At 70.2% G+C, this 18,697-nt stretch carries 15 protein-coding genes and 4 tRNA genes; 10 read left to right on the top strand and 9 right to left on the bottom strand.

The annotated features are described in order from the left end of the window. Window positions 1-272: 272 nt before the first annotated feature. Complete coding sequence (locus tag ACFWI9_RS27100) at window positions 273-1,364, bottom strand: Leu/Phe/Val dehydrogenase (protein ID WP_387165859.1); 1,092 nt, start codon at window positions 1,362-1,364, stop codon at window positions 273-275. 205 nt (window positions 1,365-1,569) lie between these two features. Between ACFWI9_RS27100 and ACFWI9_RS27105 the strand changes: the two genes are divergently transcribed. Both ACFWI9_RS27105 and bldC read left to right on the top strand, forming a co-directional pair. Then, complete coding sequence (locus ACFWI9_RS27105) at window positions 1,570-2,415, top strand: hypothetical protein (protein ID WP_387165861.1); 846 nt, start codon at window positions 1,570-1,572, stop codon at window positions 2,413-2,415. Between the two features lie 531 nt (window positions 2,416-2,946). Continuing rightward, a complete protein-coding gene (gene bldC / locus ACFWI9_RS27110) occupies window positions 2,947-3,153 on the top strand; it encodes a developmental transcriptional regulator BldC (protein ID WP_003949541.1) in 207 nt (68 codons plus the stop codon). A gap of 242 nt (window positions 3,154-3,395) precedes the next feature. Here the strand turns inward: bldC and ACFWI9_RS27115 are convergent, their stop codons facing one another. The 3 genes from ACFWI9_RS27115 to hrpA form a co-directional block, all read right to left on the bottom strand. Then, the gene (locus tag ACFWI9_RS27115) at window positions 3,396-3,665 is read right to left on the bottom strand and encodes a DUF6274 family protein (RefSeq protein WP_387165863.1); all 270 of its coding nucleotides are present in this window, start codon (window positions 3,663-3,665) and stop codon (window positions 3,396-3,398) included. Between the two features lie 343 nt (window positions 3,666-4,008). Next, window positions 4,009-4,083: transfer RNA gene (locus tag ACFWI9_RS27120), tRNA-Asp, on the bottom strand. A 90-nt stretch (window positions 4,084-4,173) separates the two neighbouring features. Next, the gene (hrpA, locus tag ACFWI9_RS27125; protein ID WP_387165865.1) at window positions 4,174-8,163 is read right to left on the bottom strand and encodes an ATP-dependent RNA helicase HrpA; all 3,990 of its coding nucleotides are present in this window, start codon (window positions 8,161-8,163) and stop codon (window positions 4,174-4,176) included. Between the two features lie 178 nt (window positions 8,164-8,341). Here hrpA and ACFWI9_RS27130 point away from each other — a divergent pair, with 178 nt between their 5' ends. Further along, on the top strand, window positions 8,342-9,175 hold the full coding sequence (locus ACFWI9_RS27130; protein WP_387165867.1) for a DsbA family protein: 834 nt from the start codon (window positions 8,342-8,344) through the stop codon (window positions 9,173-9,175). After that, entirely contained in the window at window positions 9,172-10,029 is an 858-nt protein-coding gene (locus ACFWI9_RS27135; protein WP_387165869.1) for a cytochrome c biogenesis CcdA family protein, read from the top strand. The genes ACFWI9_RS27130 and ACFWI9_RS27135 overlap by 4 nt, the downstream gene beginning before the upstream one ends. Before the next feature lie 7 nt (window positions 10,030-10,036). Here the strand turns inward: ACFWI9_RS27135 and ACFWI9_RS27140 are convergent, their stop codons facing one another. Beyond that, on the bottom strand, window positions 10,037-10,999 hold the full coding sequence (locus ACFWI9_RS27140) for a helix-turn-helix transcriptional regulator (protein ID WP_387165871.1): 963 nt from the start codon (window positions 10,997-10,999) through the stop codon (window positions 10,037-10,039). A 61-nt stretch (window positions 11,000-11,060) separates the two neighbouring features. On the opposite strand from ACFWI9_RS27140, the gene ACFWI9_RS27145 reads away from it, so the two are divergent. Continuing rightward, window positions 11,061-12,302 carry an epoxide hydrolase family protein gene (locus ACFWI9_RS27145; protein ID WP_387165873.1) on the top strand — a complete coding sequence of 414 codons (1,242 nt, stop codon included), beginning with the start codon at window positions 11,061-11,063 and terminating at the stop codon, window positions 12,300-12,302. Between the two features lie 113 nt (window positions 12,303-12,415). Here ACFWI9_RS27145 and ACFWI9_RS27150 read toward each other — a convergent pair. From ACFWI9_RS27150 to ACFWI9_RS27165, 4 genes are all read right to left on the bottom strand, one after another. Next, window positions 12,416-12,489: transfer RNA gene (locus tag ACFWI9_RS27150), tRNA-Phe, on the bottom strand. A 22-nt stretch (window positions 12,490-12,511) separates the two neighbouring features. Continuing rightward, window positions 12,512-12,586 (bottom strand) — tRNA-Asp (locus ACFWI9_RS27155). Window positions 12,587-12,632: 46 nt separating this feature from the next. After that, window positions 12,633-12,705 (bottom strand) — tRNA-Glu (locus ACFWI9_RS27160). An 81-nt stretch (window positions 12,706-12,786) separates the two neighbouring features. Beyond that, window positions 12,787-14,367 (bottom strand): metallophosphoesterase, encoded by a 1,581-nt coding sequence (locus tag ACFWI9_RS27165; protein WP_387165875.1) that lies wholly within the window; start codon window positions 14,365-14,367, stop codon window positions 12,787-12,789. Between the two features lie 74 nt (window positions 14,368-14,441). Between ACFWI9_RS27165 and ACFWI9_RS27170 the strand changes: the two genes are divergently transcribed. The 5 genes from ACFWI9_RS27170 to ACFWI9_RS27190 form a co-directional block, all read left to right on the top strand. Next, complete coding sequence (locus ACFWI9_RS27170) at window positions 14,442-14,792, top strand: metallopeptidase family protein (protein ID WP_384245513.1); 351 nt, start codon at window positions 14,442-14,444, stop codon at window positions 14,790-14,792. Then, a complete protein-coding gene (locus ACFWI9_RS27175) occupies window positions 14,789-15,361 on the top strand; it encodes a fluoride efflux transporter FluC (protein WP_387165878.1) in 573 nt (190 codons plus the stop codon). The genes ACFWI9_RS27170 and ACFWI9_RS27175 overlap by 4 nt, the downstream gene beginning before the upstream one ends. Beyond that, window positions 15,358-15,732, top strand: a complete 375-nt coding sequence (crcB, locus tag ACFWI9_RS27180; RefSeq protein ID WP_387165880.1) for a fluoride efflux transporter CrcB — start codon at window positions 15,358-15,360, stop codon at window positions 15,730-15,732. The genes ACFWI9_RS27175 and crcB overlap by 4 nt, the downstream gene beginning before the upstream one ends. 128 nt (window positions 15,733-15,860) lie before the next feature. Then, the gene (locus tag ACFWI9_RS27185; RefSeq protein WP_387165882.1) at window positions 15,861-16,496 is read left to right on the top strand and encodes a hypothetical protein; all 636 of its coding nucleotides are present in this window, start codon (window positions 15,861-15,863) and stop codon (window positions 16,494-16,496) included. Window positions 16,497-16,713: 217 nt separating this feature from the next. Beyond that, window positions 16,714-18,697, top strand: a 1,984-nt coding sequence (locus ACFWI9_RS27190) for a DEAD/DEAH box helicase (RefSeq protein WP_387165884.1), incomplete at its 3' end; no start/stop codon positions are given.

An 18,697-nucleotide genomic window follows, 5' to 3' on the forward strand; every position in this document is an offset into this window, starting at 1 on the left:
CACACCCCGCCCCCCCCCCCCCCAGAGCGAGATAAACATTCTATAAAACACTCTTAGCGCCCCGCCCCCCGCCCGCCCGTTTTTAATAGCGCCCGCCCGCCCCCCCCGCGACCGTGTGCGCGACTGCCCGGCTGTTTGATCGGCCAGCCCTGTCAAACCGCTCGGTCCACCGGGCCAGACCCGGCCAGACCCGGCCGGAACCGGCTGGATCCAGCCGCTATCCGACCGGACCCAGCCTCAAACGCTCGACTGCGCGGTGCGTGCCGGGCCCGCTACGCGCGGCGCGCGTCCGCCATCCGCTGCTCGGCGATCCGGTCGGCCGCGGCGGCCGGCGGAATACCGTCGTCCTTCGCACGTGCGAATATCGCCAGCGTGGTGTCGAAGATCTTCGCGGCCTTGGCCTTGCAGCGGTCGAAGTCGAAGCCGTGCAGCTCGTCCGCGACCTGGATGACACCGCCCGCGTTTACCACGTAGTCGGGCGCGTAAAGGATGTGGCGATCGGCCAGGTCCTTCTCGACACCGGGGTGCGCGAGCTGGTTGTTGGCCGCGCCGCAGACCACCTTGGCGGTGAGCGCGGGCACGGTCTCGTCGTCGAGCGCACCGCCGAGCGCGCACGGCGCGTAGATGTCCAGGCCCTCGGTGCGGATCAGCGCGGCGGTGTCCTTGGCGACGGTGACCTGCGGGAACATCTCGGTGATCCGGCGCAGCGACTCGTCCCGCACATCGGTGACGACCACATCGGCGCCATCCTGGACGAGATGCCCGACCAGGTAGTGGCCGACCTTGCCGACGCCCGCGACACCGACCTTGCGCCCGCGCAGGGTGGGGTCGCCCCACTGGTGCTGCGCGGAGGCGCGCATGCCCTGGAAGACCCCGTACGCGGTGAGCACGGAGGAGTCGCCGGCGCCGCCGTTCTCCGGGGAGCGGCCGGTGGTCCACTTGTTCGTACGGGCCACGATGTCCATGTCGGCGACATAGGTGCCGACGTCGCAGGCGGTGACGTAGCGGCCACCGAGCGAGGCGACGAAGCGCCCGTACGCCAGCAGCAGCTCCTCGGACTTGATCCGCTCCGGGTCGCCTATGATCACGGCCTTGCCGCCGCCGTGGTCGAGCCCGGCCATGGCGTTCTTGTACGACATCCCGCGCGAGAGGTTCAGCGCGTCGGCGACGGCGTCGTCCTCACTGGCGTAGGGGTAGAAGCGCGTGCCGCCGAGGGCCGGGCCCAGGGCGGTCGAGTGGATGGCGATAACGGCCTTCAGGCCACTGGCACGGTCCTGGCACAGCACGACTTGCTCGTGGCCGCCCTGGTCCGAGCGGAACAGGGTGTGCAGTACGTCGACAGGGGCGCCGGTTACATCGGTCACGGTGGTGACTCCCAAGATACGAAGCGGCGGTGGTGGGCCCTTCCCGCGCCGCCCCCGTGCTTGTGGCCGGGGATGGGTGGGGGAGGGACCGGTTGGGCAAGAGAGTAAGTCCTACGGGTGCGTAGATCCGAGCCAGTGCCGAGGATCACCCTCTCCCGGAGTACGCCCGTGTACGCCCCTGTACGCGCGTGGAAGGATCTGCGACATGCCGGCCGTCACCTCTGTGCTCGTTCCCTATGCCGCCTACCTGCGGGTGTACGAGCCCCTGGCGGCGTTTCCCGAGCCCGAGCGTGATCACTGGGCGCGCTATGCCCGCAGCGGCCGGACTCCCACGGCCCAGGACGAACTGCGACGCTCGCTCGCCGACTTGCTCCCCACCCCGCCGATGCCGGTCCCGGCGCACGAGAGCCCGGAAGCCTTCGTCACGGAGGTGGACGGGGTGGTCTGTGTCTGCCCTTGGCGCACCAGGCTGCGGGGCTGGCTTGCCCTGAAAGAGCTGCCGGAGATGTTCCCGGTGCCGGTGCTGGACGCCGTGCTGCCGCCGGTGGTGCGGGGCCAGGCCACCGCGGACTACGAGGCCTGGCGTGAGCGCCATCCCGACGCACGGCCGTGGATCAGGACGGCGGTGTGGCAGGTGCCGGTGCGCTGGTTCACCTTGTTCGCCGACGAGGAGCGGGAGTACGAGCCCGGCGAGGTGCCCGGCGAGCCGCCGCTGCTGCGCTACCGGACACCGATGGTGCAGGCCCGGCGCAGGTTGGCACGGGCCCTGAAGACCCTGCGGGAGACCATCGACGAGGGTCCGCTCACGGAGGGGCTGGTGGACGTGGGGCGCTGGCTGGAGGAGTTCCATCCGCGCTCCCTGGTCGAACTCGACTACGGCGGGCTGGTGCATGCCCTGCCTTCGGAGCAGCTCGCCGACGACCGTTCGGCGGCGGATGTCGCCGAGGGGATCGCCGCACTGCGGGACGGGGACGGCGAAGGCGCCGGGGAGGCGTACGGGCGGCTCACCGAGCGGTGGCGGGCGGTCCGAGACCGTCAGTTCGCGAACTGACGGTCCGGCACCCGGGCGGGTGTGCGCGGATATGCGTGGGTGCGGCCGGTTGTGGGCAGCTATCGGGATAGCCCTATCCGGACCTTTGGGTCATGCCGCCCAAGGGTGCGAAGAGCGCCAAGCGTGACGGACAGCACTAAGTCGTCCCTTGCGTTCATCGCACGCCCTCGTGCCAAAATAGGACAAGGAGTCCGGGGAGGGTTCCTTCCACCCGTAACAGGGTGGATTGCTCTGCATTGCACGCTATGGGGGGTCTGATGACTCCTGATCGCTCTGTGACTGATCGTCACTGTGACGTGACTGTCCGCTATGCGCAGGTCCATCGGCTTCCGCCGCTGATGAACACCTGAGGGGGCAATTCCATCGGTTTGGCCGACGTGGCTGGACAGATGGTGTAGTTGTAGTGCCGAGGACAAGCCGTTCGTCCTATAACCGACTCGGCCCGCGTCCGCCATTTCGGGCAACGCGGGTCAAGGTGCAGAATTTAGAGGAAAGAACCGAGAAGGTTCGGTTCTCCCGAGGAGGCCGCTCATGACCGCTCGCACCCCTGATGCCGAGCCGCTGCTGACCCCGGCTGAGGTCGCCACGATGTTCCGCGTGGACCCGAAGACGGTCACACGCTGGGCCAAGGCTGGCAAGCTCACGTCCATCCGCACGCTTGGTGGACATCGCCGGTACCGCGAGGCAGAGGTCCGCGCACTGCTTGCGGGTATTCCGCAGCAGCGCAGCGAGGCCTGACACCCCGAAAGCCGGGCATAGCCGGGGCCCCCATCCCCGCAGCCCGCACCTGAGCTCGACACGGCGTGCACCTGCCCCAACAGGACTTCGTCGTCGATCGCGCTGGACTCCGCCGGGTCCAGCGCGATCTTTTTTGTGCGCGCGGAATCTCTCGGTAGAACGTGCAATTGCACATATTAAATCGGCCCTTTGTAGGGGACGGATAAGTCCACCTGTTCGCGAAACTCATCCGGTGACTCCCGTCACATGGTGCGAGGATCGCCGTGCTCGTCCTCGCTGGTGCCTCCGTCGGACTCCGGCGGCTCGGTCGGTGCTGTGGACCCCCTGGACGACTCCGCTGCGGATGCCGCCGTGGAACCCGTGGGCTCGGCGGGTTCTGTCGGCTCCATCGCGAGGCGCAGCAGCCGGTGGCAGACCGGACAGTGCCGGGTGAGGTGCCGATAGCCGGAGACGGCCGCCAGATGGGCGCGCAGCAGCGCCCGGGTCTCGTGCCTCACTGTGGATGCCGCCATGCGCCACCTCCGCGGTCCGGGCCGTGTGCCCCTGTCATGTCTGGGTACCGGTGGCAAGTGGCCCCGTCAATACGGCAGAAGGCGCCAGGGAGGCCGGGAGCGGCTGACGGGGTTCGAGAGGGCTCGAGGGGGAGCTGAGGGGAAGCCCAGGGGGAGCTGCAGGAAGCCGCGAGAACCCGGGAGGGATCCGAGCGAGGGCTGGGAGGGGGCTGGGAGAAGCCCGCGGGCGGAGAGGCCGGGGTGCTTGTGGTGAGCCGCGGGGCTCCGGCGCGGTGCGGGTCGCCCGCATGTCGAGGAGACGGCAGAAGGCCCGCACCAAACGATGCGGGCCTTCTGATTGCTGCGGTCCTGACGGGATTTGAACCCGCGGCCTCCACCTTGACAGGGTGGCGAGCACTCCAAACTGCTCCACAGGACCAGGTTTCGCAGCCGTTCGTTCCTTGGCTGCGAGAGAGACTGTACAGCAGGTCAGAGGGTCAGGTCGAACTCACTGATGGCGACGGCGATGTCACGGTGCCGCGGCGTCGATCGCCTTGACGATCCGCTTGTCCGAGACCGGGTACGCCGTTCCGAGCGCATGCGCGAAATAGCTCACGCGCAGCTCCTCGATCATCCAGCGGATCTCCAGCACCTCCTGGGGCATCGGGCGCCCCTTGGGCAGCTGCTCCAGCAGCCAGGCGTACTCGTCCCGCATCTCATGGACCTTCTCCATACGCGTGGTGTCGCGCTGCACGGACGTCGGCATCTGCTGGAGCCGGCGGTCCACCGCGACCAGGTAGCGCATCAGGTCGCCCAGCCGCCGCAGCCCCGTGCGGGTGACGAAGCCCGCGGGCATGAGGGCCGCCAGCTGCTCCCGTACGTCCTGGACGTTGTTGATCAGGACCAGGCTGCTGGTGGCCTTGAGACGCCGCTCACAGGCCTGCCAGGCGGCCAGGATCTGCCCTACCTGGTCCACGGTCCGCACGGTCGTGTCTACGATGTCGGCGCGCACCCTGTCGAACAGCTTGCGGAACGCCTCCTCGTCCCAGGCCGGACCGCCGTGCTCGGCGATCAGCCGGTCCGCGGCGGCGGCGGCGCAGTCGTCGAACAGCGCCTGGATCGAACCGTGCGGATTGCGCGAGAGAGCGAGCTTCTGCTGGTTCGTCAGCCGCTCGGACGCGAACTTCGCCGGGTTGACCGGGATGTTCAGCATGATCAGCCGGCGGATGCCCTGCCGCATGGCCTGCTGCTGCTCGGCCTCGGTGTCGAAGAGGCGTACGGAGACGCTCTCACCGGAGTCCACCAGAGCCGGGTAGGCCTTGACGGGCTGGCCGGCGCGGCGGGTCTCGAAGATCTTCGGGAGGGTCCCGATCGTCCAGTCCTTCAGACCGGTGCGCTCGATCGAGGCACCGCCCGAGCGCTCGGCCGTGGCCGCCGCTGCTTTGGAGAGTGCCTGCCGGGCCTTGGGCTTGAGCCGCAGCCGCAGGGCTTCCAGATCCTTGTCCTCGGCGAGGGTGCGACGGCGTTCGTCGACGATCCGAAAAGTGATCTTCAGATGGTCCGGGACCTTGGCGATCTCGAAGTCGTCGGCTGTGACCGGCACACCCACCATGCGCTGGAGCCCCCGCGCCAGCGTCACCGGCAGCGGCTCCTGCAAGGGCACCGCCTTCTCCAGGAAGGCTCTCGCATAGTCCGGAGCGGGCACGTAGTGGCGGCGGATCGGCTTGGGCAGCGAGCGGATCAGCTCGGTGACGACCTCCTCGCGCAGACCGGGGATCTGCCAGTCGAAGCCCTCGTCCGTCACCTGGTTGAGTACCTGGAGCGGGATATGGACGGTGACACCATCAGCGTCCGTGCCGGGTTCGAACTGGTAGGTGACCCGGAACTTGAGCTGTCCCTGCCGCCATGAGTCCGGATAGTCGTCCTTGGTGACCGCCCCGGCCTTCTCGTTGATGAGCATTTCGCGCTCGAAATCGAGCAGCTCCGGCTGCTCACGGCGCTTGTGCTTCCACCAGGAGTCGAAGTGGGCCCCGGACACCACATGCTCGGGCACCCGCTGGTCGTAGAAGTCGAACAGCGTCTCGTCGTCCACGAGGATGTCCCGGCGGCGGGCCCGGTGCTCAAGCTCCTCCACCTCGGTGAGGAGCTTGCGGTTGTCCGCGTAGAACTTGTGGTGCGTACGCCAGTCGCCCTCGACAAGGGCATGGCGGATGAACAGCTCCCGGCTTGTCTCCGCGTCGATCCGGCCGTAGTTCACCTTGCGCTGGGCGACGATCGGTACGCCGTACAGCGTGACCTTCTCGTACGCCATCACCGCCGCCTGATCCTTCTCCCAGTGGGGCTCGCTGTAGGTGCGCTTGACCAGATGCCCGGCGAGCGGCTCGATCCACTCGGGCTCGATCTTCGCGTTGACCCTGGCCCACAGGCGCGAGGTCTCGACCAGTTCGGCGGACATCAGGAAACGCGGCGGCTTCTTGAAGAGCGCGGAACCGGGGAAGACGGCGAACTTGGCGTTCCGGGCACCCAGGTACTCGTTCTTCCCTGTGCTCTTCCCGCCCTCCCTGGCTCCGTCCCGCCCCGCGTCCTTGATGTCCTTCATCCCGACATGGGAGAGCAGCCCGGCGAGCAGCGAGACATGTACGGCCTGGTCCGGGGCGGCGGTGCCCGCCGAAGGCTCCTCGAGATGGAGGCCCATCTGCTTGGCGACCGTGCGGAGCTGGGCGTAGATGTCCTGCCATTCGCGGATCCGCAGGAAATTCAGGTACTCCTGCTTGCACATCCGGCGGAAGCTGGACGAGCCGCGCTCCTTCTGCTGCTCGCGCACATAGCGCCAGAGGTTGAGGAAGGCGAGGAAGTCGCTGGTCTCGTCCTTGAAGCGGGCGTGCTGCTGGTCGGCCTGCGCCTGCTTGTCGGAGGGCCGCTCGCGCGGGTCCTGGATGGACAGCGCGGCGGCGATCACCATGACCTCGCGGACACAGCCGTTCCGGTCGGCTTCGATGACCATCCGGGCCAGCCGGGGGTCGACCGGAAGCTGGGCCAGCTTGCGGCCAAGCTGCGTCAGCCGCTTCTTGGGGTCCTTCTCCCCGGGGTCCAGCGCGCCCAGCTCGTGGAGGAGCTGCACACCGTCGCGGATGTTGCGGTGGTCCGGCGGGTCGATGAAGGGGAACTTCTCGATGTCCCCCAGCCCGGCGGCGGTCATCTGGAGGATGACGGACGCCAGGTTGGTACGGAGGATCTCCGCGTCCGTGAACTCAGGCCGGGACAGGAAGTCGTCCTCGCTGTACAGGCGGATGCAGACGCCGTCGGACGTCCGGCCGCAGCGGCCCTTGCGCTGGTTCGCGCTGGCCTGGCTGACTGCCTCGATGGGCAGCCGCTGGACCTTGGTGCGATGGCTGTAGCGGGAGATGCGGGCGGTGCCCGGGTCGATCACGTACTTGATGCCGGGGACCGTCAGCGAGGTCTCCGCGACGTTCGTGGCGAGGACGACACGGCGGCCGGTATGCGGCTGGAACACGCGGTGCTGCTCGGCGTGCGAGAGCCGGGCGTAGAGCGGGAGCACCTCGGTGAAGCGCAGGTTCTTCTTGTTCAGGGCGTCCGCGGTGTCGCGGATCTCCCGCTCACCGGACAGGAAGACCAGGATGTCCCCCGGACCTTCCTTCTGGAGCTCGTCGACCGCGTCGCAGATCGCGGTGATCTGGTCGCGGTCGGAGTCCGCGGACTCCTCTTCGGCCTCTTCGAGGAGAGGGCGGTAACGCACCTCCACCGGGTATGTACGCCCGCTGACCTCCACGATCGGGGCGTCCCCGAAGTGCCGCGAGAAGCGCTCGGGGTCGATGGTCGCCGAGGTGATGACCACCTTGAGGTCGGGGCGCTTCGGCAACAGCTGCGACAGATAGCCGAGCAGGAAGTCGATGTTGAGGGACCGCTCATGGGCCTCATCGATGATGATCGTGTCGTATGCGCGAAGCTCACGGTCCGTCTGGATCTCCGCGAGCAGGATGCCGTCCGTCATCAGCTTCACGAAGGTGGCGTCCGGATTCACCTGGTCGGTGAACCTGACCTTCCAGCCCACCGCCTCCCCGAGCGGGCTGCGCAGCTCGTGGGCGACCCGCTCGGCGACCGTACGGGCCGCGATCCGGCGGGGCTGGGTGTGCCCGATCATGCCGCGCACGCCACGGCCCAGCTCCAGGCAGATCTTGGGGATCTGGGTGGTCTTTCCGGAACCCGTCTCACCCGCGACGATCACGACCTGGTGGTCCCGTATCGCCTCGAGGATCTCGTCCTTCTTCTGACTGACCGGGAGCTGCTCGGGGTAGCTCACATCGGGCACCCGTGCCGCGCGCTCGGCGAAGCGGCCGGCGGCCGTGGCGACCTCCGCCGCGATCTCGTCCAGCACTGCCTGCCGGGCTTCGGGCTTGCGGATACGGCGGGTGCCTTCGAGCCGCCGGCCGAGCCGGTGCGCGTCGCGCAGCGAGATCTCGGCCAGCTGGGTCTGGAGATCGGCAAAGGAAGTAGACATACGGAACCCAGGATCGCACCCGCGCGAACGCAGTGGCGAACCCATTTCCGACTGATTCCCGGCGCCGCCCGGGCGGGCTGCCGGGTGCGCCGAGTACGGCCCCGTACGATGACGATCACATCAATCCGGATGTACATGGATGTAAGCGGCTGTATCGGACACGGAGGGACTCCGCCGCATGCCAGAATCCCTTAAGCCCTTCGTGCTCGGCGCGGGGGTGGCCGCGGTCGCGGTGGTGCTGGGTGTCGTCTCGTACACCGCCACCCGCTCCGAGCCGCCGGCGGCGAACTCCGGCGACCGCACGGCGGAGTCCAGCGCGCCCGACTCCGGGGTCTATCCGGAGCTGGAGAAGCTCGCCCGGCGCGCCCCCGGCGACCCCATGGCGCTCGGCCGGGCGGACGCACCCGTGGTGATGATCGAGTACGCCGACTTCAAGTGCGGCTACTGCGCCAAGTTCGCCCGCGACACCCAGCCTGCACTGGTGAAGCGTTACGTCGACGAGGGCACCCTGCGCATCGAGTGGCGCAACTTCCCGGTCTTCGGCGACGAGTCGCAGACCGCCGCGCGCGCCTCATGGGCGGCTGGGCAGCAGGGCCGGTTCTGGCAGTTCCATGACGCGGTGTACGCCACGGGCGGCAGCGAGAAGGGCTTCGGTGCCGAACGGCTGCGGGAGCTCGCCCGGCAGGCGGGAGTGAAGGACCTGGACCGCTTCGCGGGCGACGCGGACAGCAAGGCGGCCCGGCAGGCGGTGGCCAGGGACGAGGAGGAGGCCTATGCACTGGGTGCGACCGCCACGCCGTCGTTCCTGGTCAACGGGCGCCCGATCGCGGGGGCGCAGCCGGAGGGCACTTTCGTGGAGCTGATCGAGACGGCGCGCGAGTCCGCCGACCCCGGGATGGCGGCGGGCCCGGACGGCCCCAGCCCGGCTGCGACGAGCCCGGCCGCTGCGAACTCAGCCGCTCCGGGCCCGACCGAGACGCCCGGGGCCGCACGGCAGGACGTCGTCCGATGACCGGCATCGGCTATCTCGCCGCCTTCATCGGTGGTCTGCTCGCGCTGCTCAGTCCGTGCAGCGCCCTCCTCCTCCCGGCGTTCTTCGCGTACTCGATCGACTCCACGACCCGGCTCGTCGCCCGTACCGGCGTCTTCTACGCGGGGCTGGCGACCACACTGGTGCCGCTCGGTGTCGCGGGTTCGTTCGCCGGGCGGCTCTTCTACGGGCACCGCGACCTGCTGGTCGCGACCGGCGGCTGGCTTATCGTCGCGCTCGGCGTGGCCCAGATCCTGGGCCGGGGCTTCGCGCCGCGCCGGCTTGCCGAGGCAGGCGGCCGTATCCGGCCCACAACCGCCCTCTCCGTCTATGCCCTGGGCACGGTCTACGGACTCGCCGGATTCTGCGCGGGCCCCATCCTCGGGAGCGTCCTGACGGTGGCTGCGCTGACCGGCAGCCCCGCCTACGGGGGTTTTCTGCTCGCCGTCTACGCCCTCGGGATGGCCGTACCGCTGTTCGTGCTCGCGCTGCTGTGGGAGCACTGCCGACTCGGCGAGCGCCGCTGGCTGCGTGGCCGCACGATCCGTCTCGCCGCCGGCCGCTTCGAGGTGCATACGGCATCCGCGCTGTCAGGGCTGTTCTTCGTCACCTTGGGTGTCCTCTTCCTCGTCTTCGACGGGACGACCGCGCTGCCCGGGCCGCTACCGGTCGATATGTCGTACGCGCTGGAGCAGCGGGTGGTCGGCGTCGGCCAGGCGGTCCCCGACTGGGCGCTGGTCACCCTGACGGCCTTGGCCGCCGGGGTCGTCCCCGCGGTGCGGACCTGGCGGCGGCGCGGCCGAGCCGCCGCACGACCCTCCCGGCCGAGTGCCTGAGGGGCGCTCATGCGTCGCGTACGGCGTCGAGGCAGCGGGCAGCGTGGGCTCGCAGGGCGTCGGCAAGTCCGGGTGGTGCGTCGGTGAGGCTGAAATCGGTGTCGACCGAGGTGATCATCCATGCGAGATCACGGGGGGTGTCGGCGCCAAGGTGCAGGAGGCAGCTCTCGTCGTCGACGGGTTCGACGACACCCATACCGGGCCAGATACGGTCGGTGACCCTCGCGGCGGGCTCGTGCAGGGTGACGGTGGCCTGGAAAGGCCAGGTCCGCGACGACAGCCGGTCGGCAAGGTAGCCGGCCACGTCGGCACCGGGCAGCTCGCGGCGTGTGAACCGCGGTCCGGTCGGGGTGCGCGGAGTGACCCTGTCGACGCGGAAGGTGCGCCAGTCGGCGCGGTCCGTGTCCCAGGCGACCAGGTACCAGTGGCGGTCGAAGCTGACGAGGCTGTGCGGCTCGACCAGGCGTGTGCTGCGGCCGTTGCGAGGCCCTGCGTAGTCGAAGCGCAGTCGTTCATGTCGACGGCACGCCTCGGCGATTGCCATGAGGGTGTCCGCTGAGACCTTGGCGCCCGGAGCGTCGCCGGCCCGGACGGTGGCGGTGTGCAGGGTGTGCACCCGGTACCGCAGCCGGGGCGGGAGTATCTGCTCCAGCTTGGTGAGCGCACGCACCGAGGACTCCTCGATACCGGTGACCGAACCACCGGCCGCGGTGCGCAGACCGACGACGACGGCGACGGCCTCGTCGTCGTCGAGCAGCAGCGGCGGCAGGGCGGCCCCGGCTCCGAGCCGGTAGCCCGGGGTGCCCTGGGTGGCCTGCACCGGGTAGCCGAGCGCACGCAGCCGCTCCACATCGCGGCGCAGGGTGCGTCGGCTGACGCCGAGGCGTCCGGCGAGTTCGGCCCCGGACCGGTCGCGGTGGGCCTGCAGCAGGGAGAGCAGCTTCAGCAGCCGCCCAGAGGTCTCCAGCATGCCGAAAGACTGCCCGAAGGCGAGGACCGGAACTGACCTAAGCGGACCCTAGCGTCGGGGCATGACGAACACGGCACCCAGCGGTATCCGTCCCTTCCGCATCGACATACCGCAAGCCCGGCTCGATGACCTTCGAGCCCGCCTGGCCGCCACCCGATGGCCGGACGAACTGCCGGGAGTCGGCTGGACCCGAGGCGTCCCGGTGGCCTATCTGAAGGACCTGGCCGAGTACTGGCGCACCGTCTACGACTGGCGGTCCCACGAGGCGGCACTCAACGCTCTCCCGCAGTACATGACCGCGATCGACGGGCAGAACCTCCATTTCCTGCATGTGCGCTCGCCAAGGCCCGACGCCACGCCGCTGATGCTGCTGCACGGCTGGCCGGGCTCGGTGGCGGACTTCCTCGACGTCATCGGGCCGCTGTCAGATCCCGAGGCACACGGCGGTTCTCCGGCCGACGCCTTCCACCTGGTCATCCCCTCGCTGCCGGGGTTCGCCTTCTCCACCCCGCTGGCCGGGCCGGGTATGGGCACGGCCCGGATGGCTGGGGCACTCACCCGGCTGATGGCCCGCATCGGCTACCCGCGCTACGGAGTCCATGGCTACGACACCGGTTCCTGGGTCGCCCCGGAGATGGCCCGACAGGCACCGGACCAGGTGATCGGCGTCCATGTGAACGCCATGATCGCCTTTCCCATCGGAGCGGACGGCGAACTGGACGGCCTGACGGACGCCGAACAGCGGCGCTGGCATCGCCTGCAGAACGCCAACGACGCCTATCTGCAGTGCAACTCCAAGCGTCCGCAGACGGTGGCCTACGCCCTGACCGACTCTCCCGTCGGTCAGCTGGCCTGGGTCGTGGAGAAGTTCAAGGAGCTCACCGCCCCGGAAGACGCCCTGCCCGAGGACAGCATCCACCGCGATCGCATCCTGACCGAGGTCTCGCTGTACTGGCTGACCGCCACCGCCGCCTCGGCCGCTCAGGTCTACTACGAGGAGATCTCCGCCGACAGCTGGAGTGAAGCCGCGACCAGCGACCGGGCGGGCTCCGGCGCCGCAGACGGCACCGGATGGAGCGACGGCCAGGGCGACTGGGCGGCAGCCGGTCGACGGGGGACCGTGCCCACCGCCGTGCTGCTCTCCACCAACGATGTGACCATCCGCCGCTGGGCCGAACGCGACCACGACATCGTGCGGTGGACCGAACTCGACCGCGGCGGCCACTTCCTCGCGATGGAAGCCCCGGAGCTGCTCGTCGGCGACATCCGGGAGTCCTTCGGCTCCTTCAAGCGGACGCGCTGACCGGAAGGGCCCAGGAACCGGCGTACGGGTTGGCGTAACCGATTGGCGTAACCGACACGAGAACACCCCCGCCGAATGTCTTCGACGGGGGTGTCTGCCCTGACGGGCTGCGGTGGCTGGGGCCGGGGTCGAACCGGCGACCTTCCGCTTTTCAGGCGGACGCTCGTACCAACTGAGCTACCCAGCCACGCGACTCTGACGAGTCGCAGCGGTCCTGACGGGATTTGAACCCGCGGCCTCCACCTTGACAGGGTGGCGAGCACTCCAAACTGCTCCACAGGACCAGAGGTGATGCATTGTGCGAGAACTAGTCTCGCACACGGTTGTGCGTGCCCCCAACGGGATTCGAACCCGTGCTACCGCCTTGAAAGGGCGGCGTCCTGGGCCACTAGACGATGAGGGCTAAAGGCCCGCCGTGTGCGCTTCGCAGCGTGTCGGGGACGTGAGAAGCATATGGGATGCGGAGAGCTATCGCCAAAACGGTTTACGGGGCAGGTCCGCTCGGGGGCGCCGAGGGGCCCGATCCCGGGTGTGCGGGGGCTGCCAGATGGCGGCTGACCTCGGCTGTCGTCAGGCCGAGACCGCCCAGGGTGATCTCGTCCCAGGCCTGGAGAGCGCGAGTGCCGCGGTCGAGATAGAGGACGGAGGCACGCACCTTCTCCGGCTCCTCGTTCTGGACCGCGCGCAGACCGCCGCCGCCCGTGGAGCCCTCGATCTTGAGCCGGGTGCCGAGCGGGAGCAGTTCGTTCTCGCGGTGGTGGACGTGGCCCGCGAGGACGAGTGGCACCGTGCCGTCGGTCTCGCGGGCCGCGACCGGGTTGTGGGCGACCGCGATATCGACGGGTGTGCCCGCCCGCCGCTGGTCGCGCAGGGCGGAGGCGAGGCGGAGACCCGCCATGCGCTCGGCTGGATCACCGCCCGGCACCGTCGTGCGGTCCGGGGTGAACTGGGGATCGCCCGTCCCGGCCACGCGCAGGCCGCCGACGGTGACCGCGCGGCCCTCGTCGAGCACGTGCACGTTCTCAAGGCCCTGGAGATAGCGCTGGGTGGCGGACGAGTCGTGATTGCCGCGCACCCAGACGTACGGCGCGCCGAGATCCGGGATCGGATCCAGGAAGGCGTTCTCGGCGGCGCTGCCGTGGTCCATCGTGTCGCCGGAGTCGATGATCACGTCGATCCGGTACTGCTCCACCAGCGAACCGATGATGTGCCAGGCCGCGGGGTTCAGGTGGATGTCGGAGACCTGAAGGACGCGGACCGTGCCGGGGTCCGGCTGGTAGACGGGCAGCGTGGAGGTCGCGTCGTACAGCCTGGTGACGTTGGTGACCAGCCGTGCCAACTCCTTCTGGTAGACGTCGAACTCGGTGACGATCGAGCGGGCGTTGCCGACCACGGACGGCGCGCTGCTCAGCAGCCCGGAGAACTTCGGTTCGAGGACCGACTTCGGGTTCCACGTGGCGTACGCGCCGGCCCCGGACGCCGCGAGCAGTGCCAGCGCGAGACCGCCCGCCGCGAGCGCGCGGCGCGGGCGGCGGTAGACGGCCAGGCCGAGGGCGGTGGCGCCGGACACGACGGCGACGCAGGAGCGCCAGGCCAGCTCGCGGGTGCCGTCCCTGACGTCCCGGGCGACCTCCTGCTGGAGGCCCGACAGCCGCTCGGGGTGCTTGACCAGGGCCTGGGACCGCACCGGGTCCAGGCGGTCCACGTCGACGTCGAGGCGGATGGGCGCCGCGTGGGAGTCCAGCTCCAGGGCGCCCAGCGGAGAGACGTTGATCTTCGTGCCGCCGGACAGGGACGGGCGCAGGGCCATGGTCGTGTCCATCGGGCCCACGGGCGCCCGGACCGCCCCGACGATCAGCAGTCCGAGCCAGGCGCCGACGAGGACCAGCGCGACCAGGCCGACCGCGTGGGCGTAGGGGTGGCGATGCGGAGGATGGGAGGCGGGGTCGGCGAGGAGGAGGTCGGGTGAGTGGGTACGGAGCCGGCTCCTGCGGTGCTTCCTGTGCGGGTGCGGGTGAGGGATGGCGGTGAGGAAGGCGCGGAGCCGTTCACGAGCGCGAGCCATTGGTCCCGTATGCCCGGGCGCGGGGCCGGGTATGCCGCGCGCCCCGCGCGCACCGGCTGCGTGACAATGGCCGGGTGCTGGAGATGACGCGCGAGGAGTTCGAGGAACTGGTCGCCGAGGCCCTGGACCGGATTCCACCGGAGTTGACGCGGCTGATGGACAACGTCGCGGTGTTCGTCGAGGACGAACCGCCCGCCGACGACCCGGAGCTGCTCGGGCTCTACGAGGGCACCCCGTTGACCGACCGCGGCGAGTGGTACGCGGGCGTGCTGCCGGACCGGATCACGATCTACCGGGGGCCGACCCTGCGGATGTGCGAGTCGCGGGAGGACGTGGTGGCGGAGACCGAGATCACCGTGGTCCACGAGATCGCCCATCATTTCGGTATCGACGACGAACGGCTGCACGCGCTGGGGTACGGGTGAGCCCCGGCTCCGGTTCCGGCTACGGGTCCGGCCCCGGATACGGCCATGAGCCCGGTTTCGGCCCCGAGTCCGGTCCGGGTTCGCACCACGGCCATGACCCCGGGCCTGATGAGCCGGTCGACCCCGACATCGATCTGCACTGGCCGGAGCAGCGCGCCGAGACCGCCGGCGCGAGGAAGTGGAAGGTGCTCGCGGCCGTTTCGGCGGGCGGGATCATCGGGGCGTGCGGCCGCTACGGGGTGTCGCTCGCGTGGCCGTCACCCTGGGCGACGCTCGCCGTCAATGTGTCGGGTTGCGCGCTCATCGGTGTGCTGATGGTGCTGGTCAGCGAGCGCAAGGTGGTCAGCTGGGCGCTGGCGAGGCCGTTCCTGGGGGTCGGGGTGCTCGGCGGGTACACCACCTTCTCCAGCTACGCCCTGGACATCGCGACACTGGTGGACCGTCAGAAGACGGTCATGGCCGCCGGATACGCCGCCGCCACACTGGCCGCGGCGCTGGGCGCCGTGTGGCTGGCGGCCACGCTGACTCGCGGGGCGCTCGGGGCACGGGCCCGGACGGAGACGCCGTGAACTGGCTGCTGGTGGTGGTCGGAGCCGCCTTCGGGGCGCCACTGCGGTATCTGACGGACCGTGCGGTGCAGGCACGGCACGGTTCGGAGTTCCCGTGGGGGACGTTCGCGGTGAACGTCGCCGGGAGCCTGGTGCTGGGCCTGGTGGCCGGGGTGTCAGCCGGGGAAGGGCGCTCGTCCGGTCTGTACGCGCTGCTCGGCACCGGGTTCTGCGGGGCGCTGACGACGTACTCGACCTTCTCGTACGAGACGCTCCGGCTGGTCGAACACGGCCGGGTGCGCTGGGCGGCGGCGAACGCGGGTGCGTCGCTGCTGGTCGGGCTGGGGGCGGTGGCGCTGGGGGCGGGCCTGGCCGGTGGGCTTGGCCCGTAGGCCGTGCGTCGCCAGGCGGCAGGTGCGCCGGGCGGGAGCGGCGGGCGGGCCCGGTGGGGGCGTGTCCCCTGTGGGGCGTAGGGAGTTGGGCAGGGCGACCGCGCTCTCATGTCCCGGAGGTGCCGCCCATGCGCCAGTTGTCCGCTCCTGGCCGTTGTGCCGTATGGCTCGTCACCGCTCTCGCCGCGGCCACCACCGCGGGGTGCGTCAGCGTGGGTGATGGTGGTGGGGCGGCCGCGCCGTCGAAGGGGCCGCAGCCGCGGGGCGCCGACGCCGAACCGGACGGCGGGGGCGCGCTGCCGGGTGGTGGCGGACGTTCCCGTACGGGCATGGGCGGCACCGCTCACTCCGAGGGCGCGGGCCATGGGCACGAGGGCAGGGACGCGGGGGCTGACGGCGGCCCGAGCGCGTCCGCGACGGAGTCTGCCGCGCGTCCGCCGGCCGCGGGAAGCAGGGGCGGGAGCGGTGTGGTCCTGCCGCAGCCGGCCGGTCCGCAGGGACCCACCGGCGCACCGCCCGGCCGATCGGACCCGCCGGCGGATCCGACGCACCCGGCGGGCGAGCCGACCACGCCCGCGGAACCGACTCCGCCAGCCACGGACCCCGAACCGACGGAGCAGCCCCCGACGGATCCGCCGACCGAGACGCCCGCGGCGGAGCCGCAGCTCGGCGAGTTGCGCGAATCGTCCGCCGCCTGGTCGGACGGGCCCTATGCCGACCCGTACGCTGATCTGGAGGGAACCTCGCGGCCGAGTGGGGGGTAGTGGGTGTGACGAGCGCCGCAACCTGCTGGTTTGCCTTGGGCGGGGGGAGGTGCGTATGGTGGTAGATCGTTTGATCCCATTTGCCCGGCGCCACCACAGAAGCGCGCCGCGTGTGGCGCGTACTCTCCCTTGCCGTGGCTGACCGCATTGAGGCGGTCGAATTGCGAATCACGGAGTTTGGGCGCGTGCCGAGACTCCGGAAGGTTTCGCATTTCGCATGTCCATTTCCAGTTCTGACCGCTCCGTCCTGCCCGAGAACGACCTTGAACTCGAGCTCGCGCTCGAGAACGGCGCCGACGAGACCGCCGGCAGCGCTGCTGCCGACGACGTCGAGGCAGCCGCTCCCGAGACCCCCGAGGTGACCTTCGGCGACCTGGGTCTGCCCGACGGAGTGGTCCGCAAGCTGGCCCAGAACGGTGTCACCATCCCGTTCCCGATCCAGGCCGCGACGATCCCGGACGCCCTGGCCGGCAAGGACATCCTGGGCCGTGGCCGTACCGGCTCCGGCAAGACCCTCTCCTTCGGTCTGCCGACGCTGGCCACCCTGGCCGACGGCCACACCGAGAAGAAGAAGCCCCGCGCCGTCATCCTCACCCCGACCCGTGAGCTCGCGATGCAGGTCGCGGACGCGCTCCAGCCCTACGGCGACGTCCTCGGCCTGAAGATCAAGGTCGTCTGCGGCGGTACGTCGATGGGCAACCAGATCTACGCCCTGGAGCGAGGCGTCGACATCCTCGTCGCCACTCCCGGCCGCCTGCGGGACATCATCAACCGCGGTGCCTGCTCCCTGGAGAACGTCCAGGTCGCGGTCCTCGACGAGGCCGACCAGATGTCCGACCTGGGCTTCCTGCCCGAGGTCACCGAGCTGCTCGACCAGGTGCCCGAGGGCGGCCAGCGCATGCTCTTCTCCGCCACCATGGAGAACGAGATCGGCACGCTGGTCAAGCGCTACCTGAAGAACCCGGTCAGCCACGAGGTCGACGCCGCCCAGGGCGCCGTCACGACCATGACGCACCACGTCCTCGTCGTGAAGCCGAAGGACAAGGCGCCGGTCACCGCCGCGATCGCCGCGCGCAAGGGCCGCACCATCATCTTCGTGCGTACGCAGCTGGGTGCGGACCGCATCGCCGAGCAGCTCATCGAGGCGGGTGTGAAGGCGGACGCGCTGCACGGCGGTATGACGCAGGGCGCCCGTACCCGCGTCCTCGCCGACTTCAAGGACGGTTACGTCAACGCGCTCGTCGCCACCGATGTCGCCGCCCGCGGTATCCACGTCGACGGCATCGACCTGGTGCTGAACGTGGACCCGGCCGGTGACCACAAGGACTATCTGCACCGCTCCGGCCGTACCGCCCGCGCCGGTCAGTCCGGCACGGTCGTCTCGCTGGCGCTGCCGCACCAGCGCCGCCAGATCTTCCGGCTGATGGAGGACGCGGGCGTGGACGCCTCGCGCCACATCGTCGGCGGCGCCGGCGCCTTCGACCCGGAGGTCGCCGAGATCACCGGTGCCCGCTCGCTGACCGAGGTCCAGGCGGACTCCGCCAACAACGCCGCCAAGCAGGCCGAGCGAGAGGTCGTCCGCCTCACCAAGGAGCTGGAGCGCATCCAGCGGCGCGCGGGCGAGCTGCGGGAGGAGGCCGACCGTCTGGTGGCCCGCGCCGCGCGTGAGCGGGGCGAGGACCCGGAGGCGGCGGTCGCCGAGGTCACCGAGGCGGCGCAGGCCGAGGTCGTGGCTGAGGTCGCGCAGGCTTCGGTGCCGGAGCAGCGCGAGGAGCGCGAGCCCCGCCAGTCCCGTGACTCGCGTGACTCGCGTGACGAGCGCCCCTCCTACGAGCGCCGTGAGCGCCGTGACGAGCGGGGCAACTTTGACCGCCGTGACCGCCGCGACGAGCGCCGTGACGGCGACCGTCCGTTCAACCGCGACCGCCGCGACGAGCGTCGTGACGGCGACCGTGGTGGCTTCCGCCGGGACAACGACCGTCCGTTCAACCGTGACCGCCGCGACGAGCGCCGTGACGGCGACCGTCCGTTCAACCGCGACCGCCGCGACGAGCGTCGTGACGGCGACCGTGGTGGCTTCCGCCGGGACACCGACCGTCCGTTCAACCGTGACCGCCGCGACGAGCGCCGTGACGGCGACCGTCCGTTCAACCGCGACCGCCGCGACGAGCGTCGTGACGGCGACCGTGGTGGCTTCCGCC

Origin of the sequence: Streptomyces sp. NPDC127084, from assembly GCF_042724175.1 — a bacterium.
Classification (GTDB): domain Bacteria; phylum Actinomycetota; class Actinomycetes; order Streptomycetales; family Streptomycetaceae; genus Streptomyces.

Coding starts and splice junctions, on each gene's coding strand:
- ACFWI9_RS27105 (WP_387165861.1), top strand. CDS start 1,570: ATGCCGGCCGTCACCTCTGTGCTCGTTCCCTATGCCGCCTACCTGCGG.
- bldC (WP_003949541.1), top strand. CDS start 2,947: ATGACCGCTCGCACCCCTGATGCCGAGCCGCTGCTGACCCCGGCTGAG.
- ACFWI9_RS27115 (WP_387165863.1), bottom strand. CDS start 3,665: ATGGCGGCATCCACAGTGAGGCACGAGACCCGGGCGCTGCTGCGCGCC.
- hrpA (WP_387165865.1), bottom strand. CDS start 8,163: ATGTCTACTTCCTTTGCCGATCTCCAGACCCAGCTGGCCGAGATCTCG.
- ACFWI9_RS27130 (WP_387165867.1), top strand. CDS start 8,342: ATGCCAGAATCCCTTAAGCCCTTCGTGCTCGGCGCGGGGGTGGCCGCG.
- ACFWI9_RS27135 (WP_387165869.1), top strand. CDS start 9,172: ATGACCGGCATCGGCTATCTCGCCGCCTTCATCGGTGGTCTGCTCGCG.
- ACFWI9_RS27140 (WP_387165871.1), bottom strand. CDS start 10,999: ATGCTGGAGACCTCTGGGCGGCTGCTGAAGCTGCTCTCCCTGCTGCAG.
- ACFWI9_RS27145 (WP_387165873.1), top strand. CDS start 11,061: ATGACGAACACGGCACCCAGCGGTATCCGTCCCTTCCGCATCGACATA.
- ACFWI9_RS27165 (WP_387165875.1), bottom strand. CDS start 14,367: ATGGCTCGCGCTCGTGAACGGCTCCGCGCCTTCCTCACCGCCATCCCT.
- ACFWI9_RS27185 (WP_387165882.1), top strand. CDS start 15,861: ATGCGCCAGTTGTCCGCTCCTGGCCGTTGTGCCGTATGGCTCGTCACC.